Genomic DNA, 11,106 nt, shown 5'->3' on the forward strand with positions numbered 1-11,106 from the left:
TGCCGGAGCAGCTCATCGCGCGCAGCAACGCGCTCGGGGCCGACCCGCGCAACACGACCCGCTGGTCTGCGAGGCGTTCAACGCGGACTTCGACGGTGACCAGATGGCGGTGCACCTGCCGCTGTCGGCCGAGGCGCAGGCCGAGGCCCGGATCCTGATGCTGTCGGCGAACAACATCCTGTCGCCGGCGTCGGGCCGCCCGCTCGCCATGCCGCGGCTGGACATGGTGACGGGTCTGTTCCACCTGACCCGCCTCAACGAGAACGCCGAGGGCGCGGGCAACGCGTACTCGTCGCCGGCCGAGGCCATCATGGCCTTCGACCGCAAGGCCCTGAGCCTGCACGCCCCGGTCAAGATCCGCATCACCGACCGGCAGCCGGCCAAGGCCGACGAGCCGCGGCTCGCGGAGAAGGGCTGGGAGCCGGGCAAGGCGTGGCTGGCCGAGACGACCCTGGGCCGCGTGCTGTTCAACGAGCTGCTGCCGGCGGACTACCCGTTCATCAACGAGCCGATGCCGAAGAAGCGGCAGGCCGCGATCGTGAACGACCTCGCCGAGCGGTACTCGATGACCCAGGTCGCGCAGACCCTGGACCGCCTGAAGGACGCCGGCTTCTACTGGGCGACCCGCTCGGGCGTCACCGTCGCCATCTCGGACGTGCTCACCCCGGTGGGCAAGAAGGCCATCCTCGACGAGTACGAGGGCAAGGCCTCCCAGGTGGAGAAGCGCTACCAGCGCGGTCAGCTGTCGCACGCCGAGCGCAACAACGAGCTCGTCAAGGTGTGGACGCAGGCCACCGAAGAGGTCCACAAGATCATGGAGACGGCGCTGCCGGACGACAACCCGATCGCCATGATCGTGAAGTCGGGCGCCGCCGGTAACATGACGCAGGTCCGGTCGCTGGCCGGTATGCGTGGCCTGGTGTCGAACCCGAAGGGTGAGTACATCCCGCGTCCGATCAAGGCCAACTTCCGTGAAGGCCTGTCGGTGGCGGAGTACTTCATCGCGACGCACGGTGCCCGGAAGGGCCTGGCGGACACGGCGCTCCGGACCGCCGACTCGGGTTACCTGACCCGGCGTCTGGTGGACGTCTCGCAGGACGTCATCGTCCGCGAGATCGACTGCGGCACCACCCGCGGCATCATGATGCCGATCGGCGAGGACATCGGCGACGGCAAGGTCCTGCGCGACCAGCACGTCGAGACCTCCGTGTACGCGCGGAACCTCGCGACGGACGCGGTGGACGCCAAGGGCAACGTCGTGCTGAACGCCGGCGACGACCTGGGCGACCCGGCCATCGAGAAGCTGCTCGGCAGCGGGATCTCGAAGGTCAAGGTCCGCTCGGTGCTGACCTGCGAGTCGGCCGTCGGTATCTGCGCGACCTGCTACGGCCGCTCGATGGCGACCGGTCAGCTCGTCGACGTCGGCGAGGCGGTGGGTATCGTCGCCGCCCAGTCGATCGGTGAGCCGGGTACGCAGCTGACGATGCGTACGTTCCACCAGGGTGGTGTCGCCGGTGACGACATCACGACCGGTCTGCCGCGTGTCCAGGAGCTGTTCGAGGCCCGCGTCCCGAAGGGCAAGGCGCCCATCGCCGACGTCGACGGCCGCGTGCGGATCGAGGAGAGCGAGCGGTTCTGGAAGATCACCCTCATCCCGGACGACGGGGGCGAGGAGATCGTCTTCGACAAGCTGTCCAAGCGGCAGCGGCTCGCGAACACCCCGAACGGCCCGCTGGGCGACGGTGACCACGTGCACGTCGGCCAGCAGCTGCTCGAAGGCACGCCGGACCCGCACGAGGTCCTGCGGGTCATGGGGCCGCGCGAGGCGCAGATCCACCTGGTGGACGAGGTCCAGAAGGTGTACCGCGCCCAGGGTGTGTCGATCCACGACAAGCACATCGAGGTCATCGTCCGGCAGATGCTGCGCCGGGTGACGATCATCGACTCCGGGGCCACGGACTTCCTGCCGGGCGAGCTGCCCGAGCGGACCAAGTTCGAGGCGACGAACCGGGCCGCGGTCGCCGAGGGCGGCGAGCCGGCTTCGGGTCGTCCGGTGCTGATGGGCATCACGAAGGCGTCGCTCACCACGGACTCGTGGCTGTCGGCGGCGTCGTTCCAGGAGACCACGCGAGTCCTGACCGACGCGGCCATCAACGGCCGTTCGGACAAGCTCGTGGGCCTCAAGGAGAACGTGATCATCGGTAAGCTGATCCCGGCCGGTACGGGCATCAACAAGTACCGCAACATCCAGGTGCAGCCGACCGAGGAGGCCCGGGTCGCGGCGTACGCGATCCCGTCCTACGACGACGGCTACTACACCCCGGACGTGTTCGGTACGGGCACCGGTGCCGCGGTTCCGCTGGACGACTACGACTTCGGCCGCGACTTCCGCTGACGAGGTTTTCGAAGGAATGGCCCCCGCCGGGTTTCCGGCGGGGGCCATTCCCCTTTTGTCACCTGATCAGGTATTCACCCGCCCCGAATCCGGCTAGAGTGAGCCGGTTCACGCGGCTCGGGGGCTTTGCGCGTTTCCAACGGGTAATCAGGGGTGACTGTTCGTGAACATCTCCAGAAGCGCGAGATCCCTCGCGCGCGGTCTCGCCGCGGTGACGGCCGCAGCCGTGCTGACCAGCGTGTTCGCCGGCCCGGCCGCGGCGGAGGACCCGGTACCGGAGTCCGGCGTGCCGACCTCGACCGCGCCGTCCACATCGGAAGCGCCGGCGAGCTCGGAGGCACCGCCGAGTTCCACGCAGCCGGAAGCCAAGCCGGAAAGCAAGCCCGCGGCGGCGCAGCCGCAGGCCGAGCGGGCCCAGGTCGCGGTCTCGATCGCCTTCGACAAGGCCTCCTACCGGACCGACGAGGACATCCACTTCACCGTCAAGCTGACGAACACCGGTGCGACGACGGCGGCCGGCCTGACGATGTACCAGATGGTGGTCGACCCGACCGACGTCCAGGTCCTCTACGGCGGCGGCTGGGGTCAGCTCGAGAACAAGCCTGGGGTGACCCTCGAACCGGGACAGACGTTCGAGGTGGCGGTTTCCGCGCAAGTCCGCGACCTCGACGCGACCACCGCAACCGTGCGCGGCATCTTGTTCGACGAGAGCGGGAACAGCGCCGGGCCGCAGTTCCAGTTCGGCGTTCCGGTGACCAAGGCCGCCGGGCACGCGACCGGCACGGTCTACGGCGACAAGAACGGCAACGGGGTCCTCGACGCCGGTGAGCAGCTGGCCGGCATCAAGGTCACGCTGCGGTACGTCCACGGTACGAGCACCTACTCCGCGACGACCGGCGCCGACGGCAAGTTCGCTCTCGACCTCCCGGCCGCGGAGTACTACGTCGGCGGCGACGTGATCGACGGCTGGCTGTTCCCGTGGCGGACCGTCCGGATCGGAGCGGACACCGACCTGCTCTTCCGCGGGACGCCGCCGTTGAACGGCGCGCTGAAGGCAACGATGGCCTTCACCCAGGACAGCTACCAGGTCGGCGACCTCGCACACGTGACCGTGACGCTGGCCAACTCCGGTCCGATCCCGCTCACCGGCATCGTCGCCGAATGCAACCGCGCGGGTAGCGGCTACGTCTTGAGCGGCCGCGGCCCGGGGTGGGGCGATCTCGCCGGGGACGGCGTGCGGATCGAGCCGGGGCAGACGCGCACGTTCGACGTGTCCGAAACGGTGCCGAAGGCCGCCTTCAACCGCGGCTACGTCGTCGCCGCGTGTGACTTCGGCTATCCCGAGGTCGACACCGAGAACCACGCGCAGGCCGAGGACCGGGCGGCGGTGCCGGGGGCCAAGGGCACGGTCGTGGGCGATGTGAAGCAGGGGGAGCAGGGCGTCGCCGGGGTCAAGGTCGTCCTGGTGTCCGACCAGCACTGCCCGGTCACCGGCGAGCAGACGACCGACGCGAAGGGCCACTTCGAGTTCCACGACGTGGTGGCCGGACCCGAGTACCGGCTGTACCTCTTGCCGCCGAAGGGCCTGAAGGTCAAGTACGACAACCCCACCAACATCGACGTGTGGGGTTCGTCGGAGTCCCGCGTCGGGATCGACGTCGAGGAAGGTGACGCGCCGCTCCCGGTCGTCCCGGTCAACCCGGCCGACTGCACCGCCGGTGCCCCGGCCTCCACCACCGGCGCGGCCGGCGGCGCCGGGGGTGGCCAGAGCGGCTCCGGCCTCGCCAGCACCGGCGTCGACGCGATCGGCCTCGGCGCCCTCGCGCTGCTCGCCCTCGCTCTCGGCGGTGGCCTGGTGGCCGGCGCCCGCCGCCGTCGCTCGGCCTGATCGCCACCGGAGCGCCCCGCGGTCCACAATGGACCGCGGGGCGCTTTCGCGTCAGTGCAGGCTTCCCCGGGACACCGGGAAGTCGAAGTAGGTGTCCGGGAACGGTTCGCCGTTCAGCGTGAAGTGCCACCACTCCTCGGGCAGGTTGCGGAAGCCCGCGGCGGCCATCGTCGAACGCAGCAGGTCGCGGTTCTGCCGGGCGACGCCGGTGATCGCCGGGTTGTCGGTGTGGGCGAGCGGGTCGAAGCAGTCGTAGCCGGTGCCCATGTCGACCGTGTTGTCCGGGAAGCGCTGGTCCCGCGGCGCGAAGCACGCCTTGAGCGGCTCGCCCGGGACGTACGGCCGCTGGAACCGCGGCGGGATCCGGACGAGCGTCAGGTCCATCGTGCTGCCGCGGCTGTGGCCGGACTTCTCGGCGATGTACCCGTCGGCGAACAGCCGGTCCTTGGCGACGTTCGGGTAGAACTCCGCCTTCATCGTCTCGTCGGCGAGGTCCTCGGCCCACCGCACGAAGTGGTCGACGGCCCGCTGCGGCCGGTAGCAGTCGTACACCTTGAGCGTGTACCCCTGCCGGACCAGCCGCGCCTGCGCCTTCCGGAGCCCCTCGGCGGCCTGCCGCGTCAGGATGCACATCGGCCGGCGGTACCCGTCGATGCGGCGGCCGACGAAGTTGTGCCGCGTGTCGTAGCGGATGTCCTGCAGGATCGACGGCGCGACGTCGGAGAGCGCGACGAACGCCCCCGGCGTGGCGGCCTGCGCGGGCGTGGGCACGGCGAGGCCGCCGAGTGCGGCGAGGGTGACGGCGAAGGCGCGCACCCGGCGAGTGAAGATCGGCATGCCTTTCGTCTATCAGCTCGGCCCCGGACGCACAGCCGCCGACCGAGTCAGGACCAGCCCTCGGACGTCGTCGCGCGCAGGAAGTCGTCCGAGGGCGGCTGCACCGGACGCCCTTCGAACTGCGTCGACAGCACCACCGAGGACCGCAGCTCGCCGTGCTTGCCCAGCCGCTCCAGCAGGCCCTCGAAGTGCTCGAGCGAGGCCGTCCGGACCTTCAGCATCGTGCAGTGGTCGCCGCTCAGCCGGTGGATCTCCACGACCTCCGGGTAGTCCTCGGACTTCGACGTCTTCAGCAGGCAGCCGGCCAACGCGCAGCGCATCTCGACGAACGCCTGCAGCGGCTGGCCCGCCCGCCGCGCGTCGACCTGGGCGCGGTAGCCGGTGATCACGCCGGCCTCCTCCAGCCGTCGCACCCGCTCGGCCACCGCCGGGGCCGACAGGCTGATCCGCCGCCCGAGCTCCTTGAACGACAGCCGCCCGTCGGCCTGCAGCAGCTCCAGCAGCCGCCAGTCGACGTCGTCCAGCGGCTTTTCCGAACGGAAGGTCATGGGCCGCATTTTCCTTCCGATGCGCGGCCCGGGCGACCGAAATTCCGTTCGCCGCCCCTTCGAACCAGGGCGGGATTTCCCTAACGTTGCTGCTCATGGGGACTTTCACGGTGGCCGGCCGGACCCGGTCCACGGTGGCGCTGTTCGCGGGCGTCGCCTTGCTCAACACGGCCACGGTCGGTCTCGGCACGGCGGCGACGCTGATCGTCGCCGCCGGCAGCGGCGCGGTCTGGAGCGGGCTGCCGAGCGTGGCGAACGTGCTCGGCACGGCGGCGGGCGCGCTCGGCGCCGGGACGCTGGTGCCGGTCCACGGCAGCCGCCGCGTGCTGGCCGTCGGCTACGGCGTCGCCGCGGCCGGCGCGCTGGTGGCGTTCGCGGGCGCGCTGGCGACGTCGGTCGTGCCGCTGCTGCTCGGCATCCTGCTGGTCGGCCTGGGCAACGGCGGCGCGCAGCTTTCGCGGTACCTGGCCGCCGACCTGTACCCGCCGGACCGCCGGGGCCGCGCGCTCTCGACCGTCGTCTGGGGCGGGACGATCGGCGCGCTCGCCGGGCCGGCGCTGATGGCCCCGGCGGCCGGTGCCGCGGCCGGCTTCGGCTGGCCGTCGCTGTCCGGCCCGGCCGCGGTGGCCGTCCTGGCCACGGCGGGTGCGGCACTGGCACCGGCGTTCCTCCCGCGGCACGTGCCCGCGAGCCCGGTTCCGATCGTGGCCGCCGCGCAAAACCGCCTGGTGCGGCCGGCCGGTTTCGCGCGTCCGCTGATCGCGATGGTCGCCGCGCAGCTCACGATGGGCGCGGTGATGACGATGACGCCGTTGCAGCTCCAGGCGCACGGACACGGCCTCGACGTCGTCGGCTGGGTCCTGGGCGCGCACCTGTTCGGCATGTTCGCGCTGGCGCCGCTGTCGGGCCGGATCGCCGACCGCTGGGGTCCGCACGTCGCCGTCAACGCCGGCCTCGGCCTCCTCGCCCTGGCGGCGGCGACCGCGCTCGCCGCGCCGACGGCCCACACCTCCGGCCTGCCGATCGCGCTGTTCCTCCTGGGCTACGGCTGGAACCTGGTGTTCGTCGGCGGCAGCGCGCAGCTCAGCCGGGACCTCCCGCCGGAGACGCGCAGCCGGGTGCAGGGGACGGTCGACGCGGTCGTCTGGTCGGCGTCCGCGCTGGCCGGGCTGGGGTCCGGGGCGCTGTTCGCCGGTGGCGGGTACGCGCTGGTCGCGGTGGTCGGCGGCGTGCTGGCCCTGCTCCCGCTGGTGCTGCTCGTGCCTCGTGACGGCCGGTAGCCGGTCCGTTGTCGGCAAATCTCTCGTCCCGGCGGCCGCGGCCGCGTCGCCAAGATGGGCCGTGGCTGACTCTGTGCCTTTCACGGACAACTTCTCGGACCTGTCGAACACGCAGGGGTACCAGTTCGAGTTCCGTTGCGAACGCTGCGGCAACGGCTTCCGCTCCGCCTTCCAGCGCGACAACATCGAGACCGGCCGGAGCGTGCTGCGCGCGGTCGGCTCCTTCTTCGGCGGGACGCTGCGGGACCTGAGCAATTCGGCCGACCAGTGGCGCTACGACCGCGCGACGAACTCGCCGGCCAAGGACAAGGCCCTGGCGGCGGCGGTCGAGGAGATCACCCCGAGCTTCCGCCAGTGCCGCGGCTGCGGCGACTGGATGTGCCACGACCAGTGCTGGAACGAGGAGATCGGCCAGTGCCTGCGCTGCTCGCCCAGCGTCGCCGAGGAGATCTCGCGCGCCCAGGCGTCGGCCCAGCGCGACCAGATCTGGGAGAAGGCCCGCGAGAAGGACTGGACGTCGAACCTGGACATCGACACCCGCGCGAAGGTCACCTGCCCGGGCTGCGGCCTGAAGGCCGACGGCGGCAAGTTCTGTTCGTCCTGCGGCACGTCGCTGGCCCTCAAGGTCGCCTGCGGCGGCTGCGGCAACGAGAGCACCAAGCCGGGCGCGATGTTCTGCTCGGACTGCGGCAGCAAACTCTGACCCGTCCGGGGCCCGCTGATCCGGCGGATCCGCGGCGCCCCGGGCACCATGAAGGCATGACGCCCGTCACGAAGCGCCTCACGGTGATCGCCGTCGTGCTGATCACCGCGGGCGCGATCCTGCTGTCGGTAGGCGCGATCGGCTTCCGGGCGACGTCGGATCAGCCCGACGCCAACATCGGCGCGGGGTTCGCCCTGCTGGCCGGGCCCTACGTCGTCGGCCTCGGGGTGCTGTTCGCGCTGTCGGCGGGCCTGACCCACCTCACGACGCGTCGCCGCTGAGGTTGCCCAGCGCCGCGGGCAGGTGATCGGCCAGCTCGGCGAGGTAATGGGCTTCGGCCAGCACGTTCTGCCGCGTCGCGCAGCCCGGGCCCCACGTGCGTGCGGCGCCGTTCTCGACGACGACCTCCCGCTGCGCGAACCGCGGGTTCGCCGCCAGCCACCGCGCCACCTCGGCGTCGAGGCCCGAGTCCGGCGGGAGCGTCGGCATCGACACCGGACGCCCCGGGACGATCCGCAGCTCCGGGCCCGGCGGCACGCGCACCTGCGTCACGTGGAGGTCGCGGAAGTACACGTGGTCGTCGAAGTTCCGGTACGACTCCCGCGTGTCGATCGCCAGCACCGGCCGGCCGCCGAGCCGGAACTCGACCCACGGGTCGTCCGGCGCTGCCGTCAGTGGTCGCCCGGTCGGGTGAAACACGCCGAACGACGGCGCCCCGCCACCGAACGTGCCACCCTGCTCGGCCGCGAACGCCTTGAACCAGTGGTTCTCGCGGCCCGCGGCGGCCTTCCGCTGCGACCGCCACCAGATCGCGGCGGCCACCGCGGCCACGACCACTAGCACGCCGATCGTGAAGAGCGTCTGCATCGTCAGAAGTCCAGGTCCTCGCGGGTTTCCTCGACGGACTGGTCGCGGCCGGTCCCGTCGTAGTCGCTCGTCTTCTTCGCGTTCTTCACGTGGCTGTTGAGCTTCCCGAGGTGGTCGTTGACCGTCTTGGCCGGGTTGTCGCCGGGGTTGGCCGGGTTGTAGCCGAGCACGCCCTTGACCGCCGCCTCGCCGCCCTTCTTCAGCGCTTCGGTGGCGCCGGCCTTGAGCATCGTCTTCTTGTAGTCGACCTTGCCGGCGGCGTCGAGCACCGGGTTTTCGAAGGCCTTCGCCCAGCGCTTGCCGATCAGGCCCTTGTCGCCGACGGCCTTCTGGAGGAGGTCCTTGCCCTCGTTCTCCTCGGCGATCTTCGTGAGCGACTTGCCCAGCGTCGTCGAGGCGAACTTCTGCTGCAGCTTCCGGAGCCAGTCGAGCACCTTCTGCAGGAGCTCGCGCAGCTTGTTCACCTTCTGCGTGGTCTTCGCGGTCGTCTGGGCGGCCTTGACCTCGGTCACCGGGGCCGCGGCGGACAGCGAAGCCCCGCAGGTCGGCACCGCGGCGGCCAGGGCGGGCACCCACAGCAGGATCAGCCAGGTCACGAACTCGGTGAGGATGGCCTTGATCAGGTCCTCGACGAAGCTCATCAGCATGCTGTTGAGCTGCAGCATCCGCGCCAGGTCGCCGGACTTCCCGGCGACGCCCTCGATGCCGTGCGCGAACTCGCCGAGCGCCGTCTTCGCCGCGTTGCTCGCGTTGCCCTCCCAGTCCTTGAGGGACTCGTCGGCGACCTCGGCGAAGTTCTTGGCCAGCTTGTCCAGCCCGGTGGCGATGGCCCCGAAGTTCTCCGCCGCGACGCCCAGCGCCGGGCCGTCGCCGCTGACGAAGTGGATCGCGTCCTGAATCGGCTGGACGGCGTTGACCAGGAAATTCAATCCCTGCCCGACCAGCCAGCCGAGCGGGTCGGTGGCGATGTCGGTGAGGGCGCTCGCGCTCGACTGGATGAAGCTCGCGGTGTCGGTGGCGATGGTGCCGAGCGCGAGGGTGATGTCCGCGCCGTCGGGCTGCGGCGCGAAGACCGCCTTCGTCACCGAGACGGCGTCCTTGCCGACGGTGACCGCGCCGCCGGCGAACGGCGTCGCCTTGATCGCGTTGTCGACGTTGACCCCGAGCACGGTCTTCGGGTCGTCGGGCTTGACGGTGATGCCGCTCGCGACGTCTTCGACCTCGGCCATGTGGTCCCCTCAGTGCTTTCCCGGGCCGTCGAGCAGGGTCTCGACCTGGCCGAAGAAGATCTTGTGGTCGTCCTCGACGCCCTGGTAGACGTTCGCCGCGTCGGTCAGCTTGGCCTGCGCCGACGCCAGGCCGTCCGCGATGGACGCGAGCAGCGACTGCAGCTCGCGGAGGGTGTCGTCGTAGCCGCTCTTGGTGAAGAGGCCGACCACGCCCCACGACTTGTCGCCGACGTCGGCCTGCGCGACCTTCTCGGTGATCTTCGCGCCTTGGCCGCGGTACTCGTCCAGGTCGGCGACGTACTTGTGCAGGGCGTCCACCCGGACCCGGTAGCCGTCGGGCATCAGTCCTCCTCGTCGAACAGGTTCCGCAGGAAGCGGTCGCCGGCACTCGGGCCGGCGGTGGGCGGGGGCGGCGGCGGATCGGCCGGGCGGAGCACCCGCTGCTCGGAGAAGTCCGGCGCCGGCTCCGCTGTTTCTTCGGTGAGCTTCGACCGCAGTGCTTCGACGGTGGTTCCGAACGCGACGGCCTGCGTCTCCAGGACCTGATCGACCAGGCCCAGGTCGTCGCCCATGTTCTCCTCGACGATGACGGCCTGCCGCCGCGCCGCCTCGCCGACGGCCTCCCGCAGCGTGGCCAGCAGCGCGGCGGAGAGGGCCTGCGGCCCCTTGGCCAGCGCGGCCTCGGTGAACCGCACGTCGAGGACGGCCCCGCCGGGCCCGGTGACGACGGTGACACCCCCGTCCGCCGACGCGGCGCTCGCCCGCAGCTCGGTCAGCTGCTGCCGCATGGCGCCGAGCCTGGCGAACCGGTCGTCGGCGTCGCGGATGCCCGCCTGGAACCGCTCGAACTCGGCCACCAGGTGCTCGAACTCGCCCGACATGCCGCCCCTTCCCGTTTCGTGGTGCACCCATCGTGACCCGCCGGCCGCACTGTGACGCACGGAACGGCCGATCCGATCCCACTGCATCACCCGACCGGGTAATGGGTAGGTTTCGGCCCGAGAGGGAAGCAGGGGACAACGCGCGAGGAGTGTGTGATGACCAGCACCGAAGGGGCTCCGGGCCCGGCCGAGGAACCCAAGTCGACGGGCAGCCACGCGGCCCCCGAGGGGGCGGGCGTGCACCCGCTGATCGACCTGTCCCGAGACCCCAACCCGGGCAAGCCGGACCACGCCAAGCCGGACGAGGACTGAGGTAGGGGACGGCGGTGCCGGCCCGGCGCCCAGCTCACAATCGAGGAGCTGGGTGGTCATCCCGTCGCCTGAGGCCGTGAAAATCGCTTTGATGCGGCGGCGGGCGGCGACCACGTGACGGCGTTCGCGAAGTACGAGCGGCGGCTGCGCAAGCCGGCCGCGGTCG

General features: G+C 71.1%; 11 protein-coding genes and 1 pseudogene. 6 read left to right on the forward strand and 6 right to left on the reverse strand.

Features of this window, described 5'->3' with window-relative positions; all coding sequences use genetic code 11:
- Nucleotides 1-2,395, forward strand: a pseudogene (locus ACWDN5_RS44120) (DNA-directed RNA polymerase subunit beta'); the annotation flags it as partial.
- A 163-nt stretch (nucleotides 2,396-2,558) separates the two neighbouring features.
- The gene (locus tag ACWDN5_RS44125) at nucleotides 2,559-4,283 is read left to right on the forward strand and encodes an SdrD B-like domain-containing protein (protein ID WP_449680459.1); all 1,725 of its coding nucleotides are present in this window, start codon (nucleotides 2,559-2,561) and stop codon (nucleotides 4,281-4,283) included.
- A 51-nt stretch (nucleotides 4,284-4,334) separates the two neighbouring features.
- Here ACWDN5_RS44125 and ACWDN5_RS44130 read toward each other — a convergent pair whose 3' ends face one another.
- On the reverse strand, nucleotides 4,335-5,120 hold the full coding sequence (locus ACWDN5_RS44130) for a M15 family metallopeptidase (RefSeq protein WP_449680460.1): 786 nt from the start codon (nucleotides 5,118-5,120) through the stop codon (nucleotides 4,335-4,337).
- Nucleotides 5,121-5,167: 47 nt separating this feature from the next.
- On the reverse strand, nucleotides 5,168-5,668 hold the full coding sequence (locus tag ACWDN5_RS44135; protein ID WP_449680461.1) for an Lrp/AsnC family transcriptional regulator: 501 nt from the start codon (nucleotides 5,666-5,668) through the stop codon (nucleotides 5,168-5,170).
- A 95-nt stretch (nucleotides 5,669-5,763) separates the two neighbouring features.
- Here ACWDN5_RS44135 and ACWDN5_RS44140 point away from each other — a divergent pair, with 95 nt between their 5' ends.
- From ACWDN5_RS44140 to ACWDN5_RS44150, 3 genes are all read left to right on the forward strand, one after another.
- Nucleotides 5,764-6,948 carry an MFS transporter gene (locus ACWDN5_RS44140; RefSeq protein ID WP_449680462.1) on the forward strand — a complete coding sequence of 395 codons (1,185 nt, stop codon included), beginning with the start codon at nucleotides 5,764-5,766 and terminating at the stop codon, nucleotides 6,946-6,948.
- Between the two features lie 61 nt (nucleotides 6,949-7,009).
- Nucleotides 7,010-7,651, forward strand: coding sequence for a zinc ribbon domain-containing protein (locus ACWDN5_RS44145; protein WP_310967712.1), 642 nt, complete (start codon nucleotides 7,010-7,012; stop codon nucleotides 7,649-7,651).
- Nucleotides 7,652-7,707: 56 nt separating this feature from the next.
- Nucleotides 7,708-7,932, forward strand: a complete 225-nt coding sequence (locus ACWDN5_RS44150) for a hypothetical protein (protein WP_449680463.1) — start codon at nucleotides 7,708-7,710, stop codon at nucleotides 7,930-7,932.
- On the opposite strand, the gene ACWDN5_RS44155 is transcribed toward ACWDN5_RS44150, so the two are convergent.
- Genes ACWDN5_RS44155 through ACWDN5_RS44170 form a run of 4 tightly spaced genes read right to left on the reverse strand, consistent with a single transcriptional unit; the run spans nucleotide 7,913 to nucleotide 10,628 of the window.
- Nucleotides 7,913-8,518, reverse strand: coding sequence for a hypothetical protein (locus ACWDN5_RS44155; RefSeq protein ID WP_449680464.1), 606 nt, complete (start codon nucleotides 8,516-8,518; stop codon nucleotides 7,913-7,915). The two genes, ACWDN5_RS44150 and ACWDN5_RS44155, sit on opposite strands and share 20 nt — an antisense overlap.
- Nucleotides 8,519-8,520: 2 nt before the next feature.
- On the reverse strand, nucleotides 8,521-9,747 hold the full coding sequence (locus ACWDN5_RS44160) for a hypothetical protein (protein WP_449680465.1): 1,227 nt from the start codon (nucleotides 9,745-9,747) through the stop codon (nucleotides 8,521-8,523).
- A gap of 9 nt (nucleotides 9,748-9,756) precedes the next feature.
- Nucleotides 9,757-10,089 (reverse strand): hypothetical protein, encoded by a 333-nt coding sequence (locus tag ACWDN5_RS44165; RefSeq protein ID WP_310967707.1) that lies wholly within the window; start codon nucleotides 10,087-10,089, stop codon nucleotides 9,757-9,759.
- Complete coding sequence (locus ACWDN5_RS44170) at nucleotides 10,089-10,628, reverse strand: YbaB/EbfC family nucleoid-associated protein (RefSeq protein WP_449680466.1); 540 nt, start codon at nucleotides 10,626-10,628, stop codon at nucleotides 10,089-10,091. Before ACWDN5_RS44170 ends, ACWDN5_RS44165 begins: the two co-directional genes overlap by 1 nt.
- 156 nt (nucleotides 10,629-10,784) lie before the next feature.
- Between ACWDN5_RS44170 and ACWDN5_RS44175 the strand changes: the two genes are divergently transcribed.
- Nucleotides 10,785-10,940, forward strand: a complete 156-nt coding sequence (locus ACWDN5_RS44175; RefSeq protein ID WP_191316673.1) for a hypothetical protein — start codon at nucleotides 10,785-10,787, stop codon at nucleotides 10,938-10,940.
- Nucleotides 10,941-11,106 lie beyond the last annotated feature (166 nt).

The sequence above is a fragment of the Amycolatopsis sp. NPDC003731 genome (assembly GCF_053586895.1).